This is a genomic window from Exiguobacterium sp. RIT452 (assembly GCF_003598705.1).
Taxonomy (GTDB): domain Bacteria; phylum Bacillota; class Bacilli; order Exiguobacteriales; family Exiguobacteriaceae; genus Exiguobacterium_A; species Exiguobacterium_A undae.
Genome location: NZ_QXJB01000001.1, coordinates 136,835 through 155,001, shown reverse-complemented (window position 1 = coordinate 155,001; position 18,167 = coordinate 136,835). Strand labels below are relative to the sequence as shown.

Annotated in this window: 17 protein-coding genes; 3 read left to right on the top strand and 14 right to left on the bottom strand. The window is 48.4% G+C overall.

Annotated features, from left to right (window positions below; genetic code table 11):
• Nucleotides 1-9: 9 nt before the first annotated feature.
• The 10 genes from D3D03_RS00790 to D3D03_RS00740 form a co-directional block, all read right to left on the bottom strand.
• The gene (locus tag D3D03_RS00790) at nucleotides 10-1,398 is read right to left on the bottom strand and encodes an MBOAT family O-acyltransferase (RefSeq protein WP_026833646.1); all 1,389 of its coding nucleotides are present in this window, start codon (nucleotides 1,396-1,398) and stop codon (nucleotides 10-12) included.
• Nucleotides 1,388-1,882, bottom strand: coding sequence for a hypothetical protein (locus D3D03_RS00785; RefSeq protein WP_119922472.1), 495 nt, complete (start codon nucleotides 1,880-1,882; stop codon nucleotides 1,388-1,390). Before D3D03_RS00785 ends, D3D03_RS00790 begins: the two co-directional genes overlap by 11 nt.
• Nucleotides 1,879-2,988 (bottom strand): non-hydrolyzing UDP-N-acetylglucosamine 2-epimerase, encoded by a 1,110-nt coding sequence (gene wecB, locus D3D03_RS00780; protein WP_369877337.1) that lies wholly within the window; start codon nucleotides 2,986-2,988, stop codon nucleotides 1,879-1,881. Before wecB ends, D3D03_RS00785 begins: the two co-directional genes overlap by 4 nt.
• A 14-nt stretch (nucleotides 2,989-3,002) precedes the next feature.
• On the bottom strand, nucleotides 3,003-3,833 hold the full coding sequence (gene tagH / locus D3D03_RS00775) for a teichoic acids export ABC transporter ATP-binding subunit TagH (protein WP_012369712.1): 831 nt from the start codon (nucleotides 3,831-3,833) through the stop codon (nucleotides 3,003-3,005).
• A gap of 11 nt (nucleotides 3,834-3,844) precedes the next feature.
• The gene (locus tag D3D03_RS00770) at nucleotides 3,845-4,645 is read right to left on the bottom strand and encodes an ABC transporter permease (protein ID WP_026833650.1); all 801 of its coding nucleotides are present in this window, start codon (nucleotides 4,643-4,645) and stop codon (nucleotides 3,845-3,847) included.
• The gene (locus tag D3D03_RS00765) at nucleotides 4,642-5,934 is read right to left on the bottom strand and encodes a nucleotide sugar dehydrogenase (protein ID WP_026833651.1); all 1,293 of its coding nucleotides are present in this window, start codon (nucleotides 5,932-5,934) and stop codon (nucleotides 4,642-4,644) included. The genes D3D03_RS00770 and D3D03_RS00765 overlap by 4 nt, the downstream gene beginning before the upstream one ends.
• Before the next feature lie 302 nt (nucleotides 5,935-6,236).
• Nucleotides 6,237-7,475: a glycosyltransferase gene (locus D3D03_RS00755; RefSeq protein WP_119922470.1), complete on the bottom strand. Its 1,239-nt coding sequence runs from the start codon at nucleotides 7,473-7,475 to the stop codon at nucleotides 6,237-6,239.
• Nucleotides 7,472-8,794: a glycosyltransferase family 4 protein gene (locus D3D03_RS00750; protein WP_233550608.1), complete on the bottom strand. Its 1,323-nt coding sequence runs from the start codon at nucleotides 8,792-8,794 to the stop codon at nucleotides 7,472-7,474. Before D3D03_RS00750 ends, D3D03_RS00755 begins: the two co-directional genes overlap by 4 nt.
• Entirely contained in the window at nucleotides 8,686-9,693 is a 1,008-nt protein-coding gene (locus D3D03_RS00745) for a methyltransferase domain-containing protein (protein WP_035414218.1), read from the bottom strand. The genes D3D03_RS00750 and D3D03_RS00745 overlap by 109 nt, the downstream gene beginning before the upstream one ends.
• Complete coding sequence (locus D3D03_RS00740) at nucleotides 9,690-12,332, bottom strand: glycosyltransferase (RefSeq protein ID WP_119922468.1); 2,643 nt, start codon at nucleotides 12,330-12,332, stop codon at nucleotides 9,690-9,692. The genes D3D03_RS00745 and D3D03_RS00740 overlap by 4 nt, the downstream gene beginning before the upstream one ends.
• 276 nt (nucleotides 12,333-12,608) lie before the next feature.
• On the opposite strand from D3D03_RS00740, the gene D3D03_RS16750 reads away from it, so the two are divergent.
• Nucleotides 12,609-12,770 carry a hypothetical protein gene (locus D3D03_RS16750; RefSeq protein ID WP_199699986.1) on the top strand — a complete coding sequence of 54 codons (162 nt, stop codon included), beginning with the start codon at nucleotides 12,609-12,611 and terminating at the stop codon, nucleotides 12,768-12,770.
• A 61-nt stretch (nucleotides 12,771-12,831) separates the two neighbouring features.
• On the opposite strand, the gene D3D03_RS00735 is transcribed toward D3D03_RS16750, so the two are convergent.
• Nucleotides 12,832-13,824, bottom strand: a complete 993-nt coding sequence (locus D3D03_RS00735; protein ID WP_028106809.1) for an NADP-dependent oxidoreductase — start codon at nucleotides 13,822-13,824, stop codon at nucleotides 12,832-12,834.
• Between the two features lie 192 nt (nucleotides 13,825-14,016).
• On the opposite strand from D3D03_RS00735, the gene D3D03_RS00730 reads away from it, so the two are divergent.
• Complete coding sequence (locus tag D3D03_RS00730; protein WP_119922467.1) at nucleotides 14,017-15,078, top strand: PTS sugar transporter subunit IIC; 1,062 nt, start codon at nucleotides 14,017-14,019, stop codon at nucleotides 15,076-15,078.
• Nucleotides 15,079-15,135: 57 nt separating this feature from the next.
• Here the strand turns inward: D3D03_RS00730 and D3D03_RS00725 are convergent, their stop codons facing one another.
• The 3 genes from D3D03_RS00725 to D3D03_RS00715 form a co-directional block, all read right to left on the bottom strand.
• On the bottom strand, nucleotides 15,136-15,762 hold the full coding sequence (locus tag D3D03_RS00725; RefSeq protein ID WP_119922466.1) for an HAD family hydrolase: 627 nt from the start codon (nucleotides 15,760-15,762) through the stop codon (nucleotides 15,136-15,138).
• A 12-nt stretch (nucleotides 15,763-15,774) separates the two neighbouring features.
• Complete coding sequence (locus D3D03_RS00720; RefSeq protein WP_026833660.1) at nucleotides 15,775-16,359, bottom strand: DedA family protein; 585 nt, start codon at nucleotides 16,357-16,359, stop codon at nucleotides 15,775-15,777.
• Between the two features lie 226 nt (nucleotides 16,360-16,585).
• On the bottom strand, nucleotides 16,586-17,020 hold the full coding sequence (locus D3D03_RS00715) for a YkvA family protein (RefSeq protein WP_026833661.1): 435 nt from the start codon (nucleotides 17,018-17,020) through the stop codon (nucleotides 16,586-16,588).
• 175 nt (nucleotides 17,021-17,195) lie between these two features.
• Here D3D03_RS00715 and D3D03_RS00710 point away from each other — a divergent pair, with 175 nt between their 5' ends.
• On the top strand, nucleotides 17,196-17,945 hold the full coding sequence (locus tag D3D03_RS00710) for an SDR family NAD(P)-dependent oxidoreductase (protein ID WP_119922465.1): 750 nt from the start codon (nucleotides 17,196-17,198) through the stop codon (nucleotides 17,943-17,945).
• Nucleotides 17,946-18,167 lie beyond the last annotated feature (222 nt).

The following is an 18,167-nucleotide window of genomic DNA, read 5'->3' as shown; positions in this document are numbered from 1 at the left end:
TTCTCCTTTCTAGAAACGGAAATAAATAAAGGGATTAAATGTACTTGCGACGAGTGCCGATGTTGCGAGGAACAACAAGACCATCGCGTATCCATATTGCATCGTCTGTCCGACTTTGCCCGATGATTCGACAAATCGTTCGCCGATCCGTTTTGGAATCGGGGTCGCAGCAAGACACGCCAGCGCTAAAATCACACCATTTTGGACGAGTTGGTAGCTCGCGCGGTCATCCCACAGCACATCCGGGACGAACATCGCTTGAATGTACGTGATCGCTTCCGGGAACGTTTCTGCCCGGAAAAAGACCCATCCGACCAAAACGAGCACGAGCGTCCACACCGTCGCGAATACGGGAACCCGCGCCAGCAGTTTTCCAAGGAAGGCTTTTTCGACCATGATCCAGATTCCGTAGTAGACTCCCCAGGCAACAAACGTCCAGCTTGCGCCGTGCCAAAGTCCGGTCAACATCCAGACAATTCCGAGATTTCGGTACTGTTTCCACGGCGACACCCGGTTTCCTCCAAGAGGAATGTAGACATAATCCCGGAACCAGGAGCCTAATGAAATATGCCACCGGCGCCAAAATTCAGAGACGGATTTTGAGATGTACGGATAGTTGAAGTTTTCAAGAAAATGAAAGCCAAACATCAACCCCAGTCCAATCGCCATGTCACTGTAACCGGAAAAATCAAAATAAATTTGTAAGGCATAGGCGATGATTCCAATCCAAGCGAGACCCATCGATAAATCCTTCATGTTAAAAATCGTATCCGCGACTTGCCCGCATCCGTTCGCTAAAATCAATTTTTTGGATAAGCCGATGATAAAGCGGCGGACGCCTTGCGCAAATTCAGGCAAGGTTTCCCGCCGGTGATTGATTTCGTCCGCAACCGTCTCATAGCGGACAATCGGACCGGCAATCAATTGCGGAAACAACGCGATGTACAAAGCGAGATCGAGCGGGTTTTTTTGAACCTGTCCCGCTTGACGATACACATCGATGACGTAACTCATCGCCTGAAAAGTAAAGAACGAAATCCCAATCGGTAAAACGACTTCCGGGACAAACAACGTTGTTTGAAAGGTCTCGTTGATTGACGTCACAAAAAATCCGCTGTATTTAAACCAACCGAGCAGTCCCAGGTTGACGGCGATCATACTGAACATGATCCATTTGACACCGATCCGTGTCCGGTACGCGTGTACAGCCAATGCAAACAGATAGTTGATCAAAATGCTGGTCAACATCAATAGGACGAATCTCGGTTCACCCCAGGCATAAAAGAAAAGGCTCGCTACAAGGAGCCAGCCGTTCCGAAACGTGCGTGGCAACAAGTGGTAGACAAGCAACACGATCGGTAAGAATAGAAATAAAAAAATCGTCGAACTAAATAACATGATAGGATTCCTCCTGCTTGATCGGAACAAGCCGGTTGACGTGTAACGCCGTCAACCGAACCCGCATGTCCCCTTCGAGTAAAAACTTGAATGCAATTTTAAAATAGTCGGCGCCTTTAAATCGTTTCAATTGTAAGGAACACGTTGTTTTTCCGTTTACTGTCAGCCATTCCGTCTCTGAATGCATCCGTTTTTTTTGCCCGTATTGCATCTTGAATACCTGAATGTCGCATGACGATTCCGCTTCCAGTTCGCACGTCAATGTGACGGACTCGGCCTGTCCAAAAGAGGCGTCGGCACGATACAACTTCGAGGGAGGGTATTGAAATCCCTGATCAAACAATTGGATGTACAGCTTATCGGTCGGATCCGCCTGTTGAAAATCGAACCAAACACCGTCCGCATCTTCTTCGAGCAGAATTTTATCGCGGTCCCCTTGCGGAAAAAACTGATAACTCGCCAGTTCCAATGGACGTGAACTCATACCGGTACCTCGCTTAAAATCGCGTCCACGATGCGTTCTGCCGCATGACCGTCTCCGTATGGATTCGCCGCTTGTGCCATCGCGTCATAAGCCCCTTGATCCGTCAGTAACAGATGACCCGTTTCATAAATGCGTTCCGGATCCGTCCCAACAAGCTTCAACGTACCGGCTGCGACACCTTCCGGACGTTCGGTCGTATCACGCAAGACGAGGACCGGCACGCCAAGCGAAGGTGCTTCTTCTTGAATGCCGCCGGAATCCGTCAAAATCAGTGTCGCCCGGGCTGCCAAGTTATGAAAATCAAAGACATCGAGCGGTTCAATCAATCGGATGCGCGGATGATGGTTCAATTGTTCCGCTGCCTCGAGGACAATCGGATTCGGATGGACCGGATAGACGATTTCGATATCCGGATGACTGTCCGCCAATCGTTCAACTGCATCAAAAATTTGCGATAATTGCAGGTGATTTTCGCGTCGGTGAACAGTCAGCAAAACCAGCTTCCGTCCACTTGCTGTAAGATCCGTCAATACCGGATGCGTGTAGTCTTTCGAAACCGTTGTTTTTAACGCGTCGATGACTGTATTTCCCGTCACGATAACCGGACTTTGTTTGTTCTCAAGCCGCAGATTTTCCGCTGCCTGATCGGTCGGCGCGAAATGGTAATCAGCGAGTACACCCGTCAATTGACGATTCATCTCTTCCGGGAATGGGGCATACTTCTGATACGTCCGTAAGCCGGCTTCGACATGACCAACCGGAATCTGTTGGTAAAAAGCCGCAAGCGAAGCCGCGAATGTCGTTGTCGTATCCCCATGGACCAACACCAAATCCGGTTGCTCTTTTTCCAAGACACGACGCATCGCATTTAAAATCCGTGCCGTCATCTCTTCGAGTGTCTGACGTGGACGCATCAAGTCTAAATCATGGTCGGGAACGATCTGGAACAGTTCAAGGACTTGATCGAGCATTTCCCGGTGTTGTGCCGTCACGACGACAATCGGTTCGACCCCTTCTCGTTTTTCCAATGCTTTGACGACAGGCGCCATCTTGATTGCTTCCGGTCTCGTTCCGAACACTAGCATGACTCGTTTCATTCGTTCCATCCCCTATCCGTTATTCATGACGACAATTCAATCGTTTCACCGCGTGCCGAACGCTCGATTTCATCACTTCGTCCTGTTCTTTTTTTCATGACATAATGTGCAGCTTGTTTTTTCGTCAGCTGCTTGTACCAATATAAATATTTGTTATACTCCGCCATCGTTTCCGCTGTCGGTCCAAACATCCGAACTTCTCCATACTCGAGCCAAAGGATTTTTGTACAAAAACTTTTGACTTGATTCAAGGAATGGCTGACAAAAAAGATCGTTTTTCCCTGGTCGCGAAACTCCCGCATCTTATCGAGGCATTTTTCCGTAAAGGTCTGGTCGCCGACCGACAGCGCCTCATCGATGATCAGGATATCCGGATTGATATTAATCGAGATGGCAAAACCAAGCCGCGCCCGCATCCCGCTTGAATATGTTTTGACGGGTTGATCGATGAAATCTCCGATGTCCGCAAACTCCAGAATTTCCGGTGTAATCGCCTGGATCTGTTTTTTGGTCAGCCCCATCATCAATCCTTTTAATTCGATGTTGTCCCGTCCGGTCAGCTGATTATTGAGACCACTGGAAATCGCGATTAATGCCGATTTACCGCCAAGCGTCACACGACCGTATGTCGGCGGCGTGACGTTGGCGAGCAGATGCGACAAGGTCGACTTCCCACTCCCGTTGATTCCGACCACACCGACGATTTCGCCTTGTTCGACGGAGAACGAGATATTTTTTAAAGCATAAAACGGTTTACCGCTGACTTTACCGAACAACACTTCTTTTAATTTATCAATTGGTCGGGCATACAAGACGTAGCGTTTTGAAACATTCTCGAATACGACGTGACTCATGTTTTTTCCTCCTAGACATAATCAATGAAGTACCGCCGGAACCGCAGATGAACTGCTGCTCCTACCACTAACAAAACGGACGTCACAGTCCAGAAGTAGATTCCATACCAGACGTGATCGAGCAGATAACCGGTCCCGATCAATGCCGAGCGGTATCCTTCAATCAAATAGACGAGAGGATTGATCATCAACAATGTCTTAAACAGACTGTGATCCGGCGGAATCCACATGATGGGCGTCAAATACATCAACATCCGAATTGCCGAAGTCACCATGTTTTGGACATCCCGAATCATCGTTGCCAGAGCAGACAACAAAAGTGAGACAGCATACAGAAAAATCACACCAGCCGGGACGATATACAACAATTCAAACGTATGCCAGCCCGGAAAATAACCGAATGCCATTCCGAGAACAATCGTCAAAGCAATCATTGCGACATGGCGGTAAAATTGCGCCAAGATGACATAGGCCGGAATCGTACTGAGTGGAAAGTGCATTTTCGAAACAAGGGCGACCCGACCGTAAATCGATCGTGAGCCGCTTGGTATCGTACTGCCGATGAAAAACCAGGCAATTAATCCACTGACCAACCAAAAAACGAATGGAATCCCGTCGACCGGATTACCGCCACGGATTCCGAAACCAAACACGACCCAGTAAACGCCAATCTGCAGGAGCGGCGTCATGATTTCCCAGAACCATCCGAGATATTGCATGCTGTATTGACTTTTTGTTTCATAAAGCGAAAGGCGAAAGATCAGATAAAAATGATCTTTCAGCTCTTTCCCGATTGTACCGACCCCGTTCATATCGCCTTCGCATCCACTTCCGTCGTTTGATACGTATGCAGGTTACCAAAGTTCAGGACCGTGATGTCCTCAAGCGGTTGAACGATTCCTTTTGTATCAAACAAGACCGGTGTTCGCATCTGATTCGCAAGACGCCGTGAATCAAACTGTTTAAACTCGTCATGGTCGACGAGCACCAGTGCCAGGTCCGCACCTTGGATCGCATCAATCTCATCGACAAGCTCAAAGCGTGACGAAATCGAACGTTCGACGTGTGGATCACAGACTGCTACATCCATGCCGCGGTCAATCAGTTGCTCGATGACATCGACAGCCGGACTTTCGCGCATGTCGTCGACGTTCCCTTTGTATGTGACACCGAACACTGCGATTTTTGGTCGGACGTGAGACGCAACAAGGCGCTCTGCCTGTTCAGCGACGAAGTGCGGCATGTTGACGTTCGTTTCCCGTGCCGTATGAATGATCCGTGCAAGGGACGGTGCTTTTGCAACGATGAAATACGGATCCACCGCAAGACAATGCCCGCCGACACCCGGTCCCGGATGATGTAGATTGACACGTGGATGCATGTTCGCCATCTCGATTACGTCGAGCACGTTGATCTCGAGTTTGTGACACACTTGCGTCAGTTCATTGGCTAGAGCGATGTTGACATCGCGGAACGTGTTTTCCATCAATTTCGACATCTCTGCCGTCTTCGCATCCGTCTTGACGATTTCGCCTTGAACGAATGTTTCATATACTGCTGCACCTGCATCCGCGCAAGCCGGTGTCAATCCGCCGACAATCCGGTTATTGTGAATGAGTTCATGTAAGATCTGTCCCGGAAGCACCCGCTCCGGACAATGAACGACGAAGACGTCTTGACCGATGACGAACCCGGCTGCTTCAATCAATGGTCGGACATGATCATCCATCGTCCGCGGAGCGATTGTTGATTCGACGATGATGACGTTGCCTTTTTGAACGTGCGGCAACATATTCTGAACGGCTGACAGGACATACTTCAAGTCACACGATTTATACGTGTCATTTAAATTCGGTGTCGGAACAGCAATTAAAAAGACATCTGCCGGTTCCGGTGTCAATGTTGCCCGAAACTTTCCGTTTGCGACGACACGCTTGATGACATCTTCAAGTCCCGGTTCTTCAATATGAATGTCTCCCGCATTCAACATCTTAACGATGCGCGGGTCGATGTCGACCCCGACGACGTCCGTTCCGTGATCTGCAAACATGGCTGAAGAAGGTAATCCAATATATCCGAGTCCGATTGTACAAAGTTTCATTTTGTCATTCCTCCATCTAGTTACGAGTTAGTCCTTCACGTCAGCAAATTACCGACTGTGTCGTGGCTGTAACTAGACCATAACGACAATTGCTTGTGTTTCCAATGGTTCTAACCATCTCTTAAACCATTCTTCACAGACCTTACATTCAAGGTGTTTCCTGTACTTTTTGTAAAGCTTGTAAATAATCAGCGAACATTCATCGCATTCAGCAAACAAACAACCGAATCCGGTCACTTCCGTTGTTTCCTGTCGTGGATTTGCCTGCATCTGTCTTGTTTCCATCTTCATTCAGTGTTTAGTTACTTCGTTATTTCACGGTAAACGTCCAATAAATGGTGTTTTTCTTTATCCCAGTTGTATTTCCGGCGCGCCTGCTTTGTCCGTTCTTTCATCGCCTGACGCAAGCCGTCTTCCTCGACGATTTGGTTCACGGCGACAGCAATCGCTTCCGGGGATTCAACGTCAACGAGTAATCCGACGCCTTCCGTTTCGACGACACGCCGAATTTCCGGTAAATCCGCCGCAACGACCGGCACGAGTGCCGCCATGTATTCAAACAGCTTATTCGAAGAAGCCGAATAGTGATTAAAGCAGATATTTTGCAGAACTTGAAAACCGACCGTCGCAGCCGCCGTATAACTCGGCAGTTGATCAAGCGGTACTTTATCAATAAAATGGATCCGCTCCCGTTCCGGGGACTGTGCCGCCAACTCCTGGAGCCGCGGTTTGATTTTTCCGTCTCCAACAAACAGCAAAGTCCCACGCCGGACAAACGGCATCGCTTCAATCAGTCGCTCAAGTCCCCGCCCTTCCTGGATACCGCCTTGGTACAGCAAAATGGGTTCGTCTTCCTTGATGCCGATTTCTTGATGTACGAATCGCGGTTGTGGGACTTCTTCGTGATAAAACGGATAATTGTGCAGGACAGCCGGCCGTTCACCATAAAGTGATGCGTGGTAGTCGGCCCGCGTGTCATTTTCAACCATCGTTCGATCAACAAACCGTAACAAGTAACGCTCAAACAACCCTTGTCCTTTTCCATAACCTGTCCGGTCGGTCTGCACTTCATGCGAATCGTAAACGATCTTCGCCCCTCTTGCGGAAAAAATCGCTTGAGGCAACGTGTTTAAATCGTTCGCATGCATGATATCGTACGTGTGTTTGCGAGCCGCCCGCGTCATGCGGATGATTCCGAAGCTGTTGTACAGTGCATAGCGGACAAACCGGCTTTTCTGTAAGAGATACAGCAGCACCAAGACCGGAATCAGCCATGGAAACAGCAATAACACGCCTGCGCCGGCCATCAGCGTAAGAGGATTACGCTTCCGGATCCGGCGCAGCACGGATTCAAGTGGAGGTGTCCGATCGATTCGAAGAATCTGAAAACCTGCCGAATGTCGTTCGAGTTTCGGCAAGCTCCCATCATTCAGGCAATACAGATCAACGTGATACCCGGCTTCCGAAAGCGCCGTACATTCCCGTAAAACACGCGCATCGTTCGTAAACGTATTCCAAACAAACATTCCGACCCGCTTCATTTACTCACCCCTAATACTCGAAGATCGGTTTGACGAATCGCCTCAAACAACCGCTCCTGATTTTGTTCCCAGTCAAAGTGCGCCTGGACATACTTCACACCGGACTGTCCCATGGCGCTGCGTTCTTCGGGATGTTCAGCCAAGTATCGGATGTGCTCGACGATCTTTTCACGACTCCGCTCGCGGGAGACAAAGCCCGCTCCCGCATCTTCAATGACTTTGGCGGCGTGCCCCGAGACGGCTCCGACAATCGCACACCCCATCGCCATGTAGTCGATGATTTTTCCGGGTGTCACCGTGTCGAACGCTGTACTCTCAACCAACGTTGCAAAGGCGATGTCACTCTTCGCCAGTTGTTTCAACGCATCCCATCGTGGCATCGCGTTCATGAAGTGAATGTTCGTCAGACCCCGCTCGAGAACATGGGCTTCAAATTTTTCCTTGTGGTATCCGTATCCGACGACATGGAATTCAATGTGTTTATCCTCTTTTAGTTGTTCCGCGACATCAAGTAGTAAAAAAACATCCTGCGCCAGACCGATGTTGCCGGTGTAGACGACACGGACCTGCTCCGATACTTTCCGCCGTTTAATCAACCATTCATTTTCCTCAATCGAATTCGGGATGTAGTGAATCTTCTCTGGTGCAATCCCTTTCTTTTCGATATACGACCGAAACCCTTCACTGTTGATGACGATTTGATCGGCTTGGCGGTACATCCATTTTTCCAGCCAATAGAGTGGCGCAAGCAACAACCGTGATTTCGTAATCCCGACTCCGACCAGTGATTCCGGCCATAAGTCGCGAACGTCCAGAATCAGCGGTGCTTTTTTCAGGTGTTTGGCAACGACTCCGACAAGACCCATGAAGATCGACGGCGTCGTCGCATAGATGTAAGCGTATTGTTTAGTATCGTGCCGTACTTCCTGGACTGCCAGGACAAATTGTTCAATGAACAAACGGAGTCTGCGCCATAAATTCGTCGTCGCCCGAAGATCACGCGGTTGAATTCGGGTGATCTTCGCAGCATCCAGACTCGGCTCGTCCCAAAACATGGCATCCGTGTAAAGTTCAGCTGTCGGATAGAGGGGTTCCGACGTCAAGACGTGGACCTCACTCCCCTGTTGCTCCATCCGTTTGAAGATATTTTTCATCCGGTTCGCAGCACTCCCGATCTCGGGATAAAAATTTTGACAAATCATCAGAACGTTCATCGTCTCCGGGCCCGTCGTTTCTTTACGTTTCGTCTGAACTTCCAGTAACGGATGACGATTTTTCCGAGCTTTGAATTTGCGAGTGACCGGTACTTTGATTTCCATTCTGCATTCGCCTCCAAGACATCCAGATTCGACACAAGCGCCCCTTCGTATCGCGCGAGCACCATTTGATACTGTTGCGTCAGCAACTCAATTTCGTCTTCCTTCTCTGCGAGTTGTCGCGTGAGCTGATCCCGCTCTGACACCAACTCCGCTTGTTCCTGTTCGATGTCCTGCTGTTTTTGCTGCTTCAATTCCCACTTTTTATTCAGTTGCTTCAAACGGACGATTTCAGTGAGATGCAACCGTTCAACCGCTTCAAAAGCTGTTTCGAGCCAACTGACTTCTTGTTCCGTTACCGGGCGTGACGGCTGTTTCTCCGGATGAAGCGTCAACGTCACACCGAGCCATTTATCGATGCGTTCCAACTGCTCAATCGTCCCGTATGGTGTCAATTGTTCCAGCAGATGCTGTAAATAATACGTCCGTTTATGATCGGCATAATCGTTCACACCGAATGGAACGGTCACGACGAGCCGACCACCGGGTTTTAAGAACGAACAGGCTTTTTCGACAAACCGCTCCGGTTCCCCGATATGTTCCAAGACTTCCGTCATCAATACCGTATCGAATCGTTGGGACGTTTGGAAGGTCATCAGATTGGCTTCTTCCAAATGAATCAATTCTTGAACGGAATGTGCTTCTTCTCCTAATGCCGCCGTTGCTTCCTCGATTGCTTCCGGCGAGACATCGATACCGACCACCTGCTTGCCTTCGCGCCCGAGCAAAATCGGAACCAGTCCACCGGAACAGCCGATATCGAGAATTTGACTGCCTTTTGTTTCCCGGATGATCCAGTGGACCCGAGACCGGACCTTTTTCCCGAATGCGACTCCGAGTTGATCATAATAAGCGGCCCGAATTTCATCTTTCGGTCGCATCATCTGTTTTGTCTGCATCATCTGACCTCCTCCAGTAACAATGTTTGAATCGCATCCGTCCGTTTCATGTCCGCCAACTCCACGAATTGACGGATCAGCGGATTCGTCAAGTTCATTGGTTCATAAAAAGCAACAATCATACGCAGTAATGCGACACTCGGGGCAAAATCCTTGTCGCTGCAATACCGAAGCTTCACTAAATACCAGTGTTCAAAGAAATGCTCAAAACGTGTTGTCTTATACGCATCGAGCACGCCGTAACGGGCAAATTTCTCTGCCCGCGCCTTTTCCCGGACGACACTTCGTTCGAAGAAACGAACCGTCAAGGAGTTGACGGTCGAACCGGCAACCGCGGCATAGTAATAATGGATGACACGATTGACGAGCAAGACACGATTTGCGTGCAACATCATCTCTTGGAAAAACAGGGAATCTTGTCCGACCGCACCTACCACCTGCTCCAACTGATGTTCCTGCAGAAAACGGCGGTTGACGACCAACGCCTGAATACTTTGAACGGAAAAGCGATTTTCCAATAAGTAGGCTTTCGGTTGATCACACACCGTCCGCCCTTGTTTACGGATCTTCGGCAACGCGATGATGCTTGTTTTTTCTGCCAACTTCTTCATATGGCCGACAGCAAAGTCGAGTGTCGGATCTTGATCCAACTCAGCCAACAATTCAGCATACCGGTCACTCAAGACTTCATTATCAGGATCAAGGAAAGCGATCCGTTCCGAGCGCGCCAGTTCCACCCCTTTGTTGCGCGGACGTGACGCACTGCCGCTGCCGCCCGTCGGAAACAGATGGGTCACGACATTCCCGTGACGTCGTGCCAGGCGGTCAATCGCTTGGCGGGTGAATCGATCCGTCGATCCATCGTCGACCAAGATGATTTCCGACTCGTCAAACCGATCCATCCGTTTGAGGCTGGCAAAACATTTATACGTCAAATGCCTGCCATTGTTGAAGATTGGGACGACGACAGATAGCACAGGTGCTTCGATCATGGCGGTTCCGCCACCTTCGTTCCACTCCAGCGCGTCCAGGAACAAGGTCTCTCCCTCAATCTTTCCTTCGGAGAACTGCTCATACGGGAACGCTTCACGCCAAATCATGGCGTTCACTGTCGACCCTTCTGCTTCCCGGATTACGAAATGAGCTTCGTCAGTCCGCGTTTTGCGGGTGATTGACACATCACTGTATTTGAACCCGTTCATCAAATCTTCCAAATAGTATTCTCCGTATGATTCAGCTCCGTCGAGTACAGTGACGAGATCGGCTGAGGCATAAAGCGCTCCGGTCAACTCTGATTCGTGACAGATTACATCAGCGGTGATCGATTGACGTGCGAGCATCTGCTCAAGTTCCGGCGTCGCATTGCGCAAGACGACGAGAAGCGTCCGTTTGACCGGCGGCATGTCCAGTTGCAGAAGCCGCGTCAATTGATCAATCCGGTCATAGACCGTATGCGACGACATGACAGAACGAATGCCTTCCGCCCGGAGTCGATCAATCTCCTCTTGTGTCGTCCGCTCGAGAATCGCCTGTACTTCTTGGTGGTCATGGATGGTAAAGACGTTCGGGAAATCGTTATTGACGGCGATACTGTAGTTCGACAAAATCAGATTGCCGAGCGCTTGTGATTCATAGACCCGACGCGCACACATCGTCTTGCTGTACTTGATACTGTTTAGATTCAACACCCAGTCATAACATTTACTGACCTGTTGCAATGCGTCATAGGGAATCGCAGGAGCAACACGCGGGACGTAACGTTCCGGAAAATGATAGTCCGGCAGGTTTAACTGATAGTTGCGGTCAACGATATCGAGTGTATGATCTGAGCGTAAGACACCATCAAATAACATCTCCGTATCTTTGACACGCTCCGGATATTTCGCCATCCAGCTGCCGGCAAACAGAACGTGTTTTTTGCGGCTTCTCGTCGCTCCGACCGGATTGTGGATGATTGGATTAACACCAAACGACGTCGCTTCAATCCGGTCATGTCCACAGAGTACTTGGTATTCCGGAATCATTGCTTCGTCTGATGTCAAAATATAATCGGCAACTTTCGCCAGATCACTGAACCGGTCAAAGTTGCTCGGGTCTTCCGTCGACTGGAAGACGACCGGGATTCCTTTTGCTTTCACCTGTTCCATCATGTCGAGCAAACGCTGCCGTTTCTTAGAAGTCGGCGTCGCGACCCCTTTCCAATCATCACCGTGCAGACCTTTCCAGGACGTGACGACAAGAAAGAGATCAATCGGCTTTTCAAAGACGTCCGTAAAGGTTGCCGGATTAACATAATGTAAATGTAACGCGTCCTGATAGTAGGCATGCATGAACTCTGAGCACACGATCGCCACCTCAAGCGGACGGCGTTCATAATAACGTGAACCGCCCGTCACAGGGATGTCTTCGTACGCAATCTCTTTCAGCAACTCTCTGTTGCTGTCCTGATGGTAACGCTTCGTTTTGGCTTCGAGTGGGGAGGACTTGGGGCGAACCGTCGTTTTCATCCGCAAGACCTCGAGTTGTTTTAGACCCTCGATGGACGCACGGTTTGCTGCCGGTGCGGATTGGATCCGTTTCTGTTCAGTCCGCACCCAGTTTAATTGTTCAATGATGCTTTTTTTCCACTTTTGTTCACTCACACGTATACACCCTTCCTTCATTCATCTCTGTTTCAGTCTACGAGACCAGTTCAAAGAGGACTTAAAGGTCATGCAAGGTTTTTGTAAAGAGTTGATGAAGCAATTGGTCTTTTTCCTTACATTCACCATCAAATGAAGAGGAGTTTGCGTGGAGTCGAGTTTGTTCGTATCTTGTTTTGCTACAAAACATCAATCTCACCAAAGTGTCCGTTTCGTTTTTAGAATTGATAATTCGGGTACATATAAAAATATCGAAGACAAGGGGGAGGAACACTCATGACGGATAAAAAACAAGATGCACCAAATGAAACAGCGGATGTCGGTTTACATCCGGATCCAGAACCAGCCAAAACATCTGACCCGGGAATCAAACCGGCCGAAACACAGCATCCGGATCCTGATGTCGAAGAATTAAAAAAAGATCCTGCTGATCAATAAATTCAAGCACAAAAAAGGTGTTGCTCTCCGCTCAGGAAAGCAACACCTTTTTGACGTACTCTTATAGTTTGACCAACAGTTTTCCCGTGTTCGACCCGTCAAACAGACCAAGAAATGCGTCCGGGACTTGTTCAAACCCTTCAAAAATCGTTTCTTCGTACTTCAACTCACCGTTGCTGACCCATTGACCAAGTTGTTCCGCTGCTTCTTTAAACCGTTTGCCATAGTCTCCGACCAAGAAACCTTGCATCCGTGCGCGCGCAATGATCAATTTCGATTGAACCCGCGGACCTAAATCCGCCTGTTCATTATAGCCGGAAATCGCTCCGCAGACTGGAACACGGGCAAAAGGATTCAATCGATCAAGAACGGCATCCCCGATTGCACCGCCTACATTTTCAAAGTAGACATCGATCCCGTCCGGACAAGTCCGGTCTAAGGCTTCGCCGATCTGCTCCGTTTTGTAATTGATGACTTCATCAAATCCAAGTTCCTCTTTCAGATACTGAATCTTTTCAGCACTTCCGGCAATCCCGACGACTCGTGCGCCTTTAATTTTAGCGATTTGACCAACAATTGATCCAACGGCTCCTGCTGCTGCCGAGACGACGACCGTTTCGCCAGGTTGCGGGTTCCCGATGTCGAGCAGACCGAAGTAAGCGGTCATACCTGTCATTCCGAGCACACCCAGTGCCGTTGAGACAGGCGCCAATGTTGCATCGATTTTACGGACTTGTTTTGCATCGACCACGGATTTCGTAGCCCAGTCGAGCATTCCGACGACGGTGTCACCCACTGTTAACAGATCACTTGTTGATTCAACGACCCGCGCGACGACACCACCTTGGATGGGTGCATCCAGTTCGAATGGTTGCGAGTAAGAACGTGCATCATTCATTCGCCCGCGCATGTATGGATCGACTGAGATATAGAGCGTCTCTACTAACACTTGATCCGCTTTCAAGGCGTCCAATTCGATCGTCTCATAACGGAACGTGTCGCGTGTCGGACGTCCCTCTGGTCTGCTGGCTAATACGATTTGTTGTTCTGACATAACTGTTCCCTCCCCGGTTTTTTACCTCTCCACTCTAGCAGTCCTTTTCTTTCAGTGCGAATAGTTTGCTTTTGTTTTTTCAGAAAATTCCATTTTCCGCTTGACGTTTTGAACGCTCTTTCGTATGATTAAACACAATTCATCACTTTTATACTGTTATGCATAAAAGCGATACATAAGGAGTGAATTTAGTTGAATACGACCTTAAAACGTTTTGACCGCCAATTCGGTGTCCATGTCTTAAACGGACTCAGTATCGGCATCTTAGTTGCTCTCATCCCGGGAGCATTGCTTGGTGAACTTGCCAAAGCCTTGCTTCCCTATTTTTCTCCTGCACAACATATCATTGACTCGACTGCTCTTGCGATGCGGCTTTTGCCGATGGTCATCGGTGTCGCCGTTGCCATGCAATTCAAGGCAACCCCGATTGAAGCGACCTCGATTGGTCTTGCGACTGTCGTCGGATCCGGTGTCGCAAGCCGAACCGAGACCGCCGGTTACTTATTCGTCGGGACAGGCGATGTCATCAATGCCGGATTGACAGCCGCAGTCGCAACTGCCCTTGTCATCTGGCTCGGAAATCGTTTTAAGACGTATACGGTTCTCGTCATCCCGACCTTAATCATCGTCGGAGCCGGCGGAATCGGTGTCCTGACCTATCCGTTTGTCACGAAGATCACAGCCACGATCGGTCAGGTGATTACACACTTTACTGTTCTTCAACCGGTATTGATGGGCATTGCCTTAGCCGTTACTTTTTCGGTTCTGATCGTATCGCCGCTCTCGACGGTCGGGATTGCAACAGCCATCAGTTTATCCGGTGTTGCGGCAGGAGCCGCCAACCTTGGTGTTTGTGCGGCTGGCTTCGGACTCGCGATTGCCGGGTGGCAGGCCAATTCCCGCGGCACGTCCATCGCTCATTTTTTAGGCTCTCCTAAAATTCAAATGGCGAATTTCATTCGCAATCCGATCATGATTCTGCCCGTTATGTGCAGCGCTGCCGTACTTGGCGGACTCGCAGGTGTACTCGGTATTCAAGGGACTCCTTTCAGTGCCGGATTCGGTATGTCCGGTCTGATTGGTCCAATCAATGCGCTCCACTTGATGGCAGGCGGCTGGACGTGGATCAACATTTCGCTTGTCTTCGGACTGTTTATTGTTTTGCCGGTGATCCTGTGTCTTCTGTTCCATCAACTCTTCCGCCGTTTTCGTCCCTGGACGAATCACGAGCAGTACCGACTTGATTTTGATTGACTAAAAAAACAAGCAGACGCTGACTCATCAGCGCTGCTTGTTTTTTTGCTCATTCCGTTATACAAACTTCAACAAATCAAGCGGTGTCTCCAGCTGATGGTCAGCCGTCTTCCATTCTTGTTCTGTTCCAAAACCGAAGCAACAAATCGCTACCGGCATATTTTGTAGTCTGGCCGCCTCAACGTCCGATGAACGGTCGCCGACCATCAGATAGTCGACCTCGCCAAACTCTTCACGATGTGCAGCTAAAATGTCTGCTTTTTGTTTCCCGTTCACCGACTCCAAACATTTCGGACTTGTAAAATAAGACCGAATGTTCTGGCTGTCGAGGACAAGGTTTAAATAATGTACCCCGCAATTGCTTGCTGTTGATACGATATGTCCCTGATTCGTCAATTGTTCCAATAATTCTCGAATGCCATCAAACAGAACATCTTGATTCTGCATCGTTTGCTCCAAGTGATGATGACGTTTTCTGCGAATCTCTTTAATGTCGTTTTCAGAAGCATCCGGGATTGCTTTTCTCCAAAAAGCATTACCCGCCAAACCATAACTCGACTGGACACTTGCTTTGGATGGTTTGACCAGATGCGGCATATCTTCCATCGCAAGATGAATTGCCTCTGTCATCTGATCGGTCGAGTCGATCAATGTACCGTCAATATCAAATAAAATCACTGCCATGTGAACACTCCTCTATTTTTTAGATACAGCTTGTTTTTTCATGAGCGTTTTTTTTCGGAAATACAAATAACCTGCACCAAAAACGATGAGCCCGACTATCCAGGGAAGGTAATGGTGGAATTCAGGATGCCGCCCCATCATGCCATGTCCAAGTTTCTTTCCGCCCCAGATAAAAAAAGCGGACCACACAAAAAAAGAAATCGTCGTCGCAATCGTAAAGGTGAGACGCGAGACCCCGGTCAACCCTGCACCAATCGCAAATCCCATCCGCCACATCGGTGACAACAATAAGATGAAACGGCCGCGCGTATCCATTTGACGTTGGAATCGCACCATCTTCGTTTCAGAAATACGAAACCATCTAAAAATTCGTTTCAGTAAACGGTCACTTCCGAGGCGCCCGATTGTAAAGAAAATATTTTGACTGATCACAAAACTCATGACGGCCACGATCAACATGACAATCAGGTTAAACTCGGTTGTGTGAACCAGATAGCCTGCATATGCAAGCGGCACTTCACTCGGTAAAAAGGGGAACATCAAACTCAACATGATTCCAAAATAACCGTATGATTCAATCCATGAATGCCAAGCCATTCCATACCTCCTTCCCCAAAAAGTTTCTTTGTTTCTAGTGTAACGAACTTTCAAGGACGCGTACAGAAATGACGTTTTTGTTTCCTGTAAAACAAGAGCGGGTTTTCGATTGACCGCAAGTGTACGAAACGAGGACTTTCATCCAAACGAAAACAGAAGGCGGATTCAAAATCCACCTTCTGTTTTATATACGGACCAACTGTCTCAGTCCGGTTGTCTCATGAAATTAGTAAGCATCCTCACTTTGGAGCGGCTGCGTACTTGCTTTTTGTTGCTCATCCTGCCAATCACTGAATCGTGTCAACTCTTCGAAAATCGTTTTCGTCACGAACAGGATGATGGCGATATCATCCGCAAATCCGAAACCTAATACAAAGTCCGGCACTAAATCGATTGGTGACACGAGATAAATCAAGGCCCCGATTACTTTCAAAATCGTCGTCCGGCGAATATTTCGGTATTCACCGGATTGATAGGCACGAACCATATCGATGAATAAACGGACGGGAGAAAAAACGACCGACAGTGTAGAATTTTTATTTATTTTTTCGCTTGCGCGCCGTAACATCGAATTCGTTTTTTTAGGTTGATTGATATAAGACTTGGCTTTTTCTGCGTACTTTTCTTCTTCTGTCTCGAGCTTTTGATTTGATAAATCCATCAAAAATCCCCCATTCAGCATAGTAGTGGTATTACCTAATCACTATATTCCCCAAACAGTATCCCGGTAATCATTTCTTAACTCAGCCTGTCAGGTTTTAATTGATTCCTTTTCGGCTATTCCATTAAAGCAGATAACACAATACACGATACTCACCGATTAGGAGTGATTTACAATGAACCATGTTAACCAGACAGTCATCATCACCGGTGCCGCCAACGGAATCGGCGCAACGCTTGCGAAGACGTATGCCCAAAAAGGAGCAACTGTCATTTTAGCAGATGTCGATCAAATGACGGGTGACGAAGTCGCAGCCGACATTGAATCAGATGGCGGAACGGCCTATTTCTATCACCTGGATGTCCAAGACGAACACGACGTTAAACTGTTGATCGACAAAGCACTTGAACACACCGGCAGAATCGACATCGTCATTAATAACGCCGGAATCATCGTTCGAAAGCCGATCCTCGAGTTGTCTCTCGAAGAGTGGGACCGTGTCCAGCACACGAATTTACGCAGTATTTTTCTGACGACCAAAGCCGCAGCACCACATTTGAAAAAAAATCCGACCGGAGGACGGATTGTCAATCTTGCTTCGACACGCGCCTATATGTCTGAACCGGATACGGAATCTTACGCCGCCACGAAAGGCGGAATTGTTGCTTTGACACATGCACTCGCTGTTTCATTAGGACCGGATCGGATCTTGGTCAACGCGATTGCTCCGGGTTGGATCGAGACGGGAAACTATCACGAACTGTCACCGGAAGATCACAGCCAACATCCGGCCGGCCGTGTCGGAAAACCGGAAGATGTGGCTCGGGCAGCCTTGTTTTTGACTGATCCGGAAAATGACTTCTTGACGGGTGAAACGTTGATCCTTGACGGAGGTATGACAAAAAAAATGATCTACGAAGAGTGAAATCTTTTAAAATATCCTTTTTCTTAATCAGTTAAACCTTTTTCAGTACAGCATCTTTTTAATATTACAAACTCATATCAGTGACTTTTAAAAGTGAATGAAGCCATTCACTTTTTTTATTTCACCTTCTTTTTCCGCTCTGTTACCGGCTTTTCACCGTTCACTGAAAATGACTCCCGCCTTGTCTTCCATAAAAAAAGTGGTACTCCCTGATAATTTCCA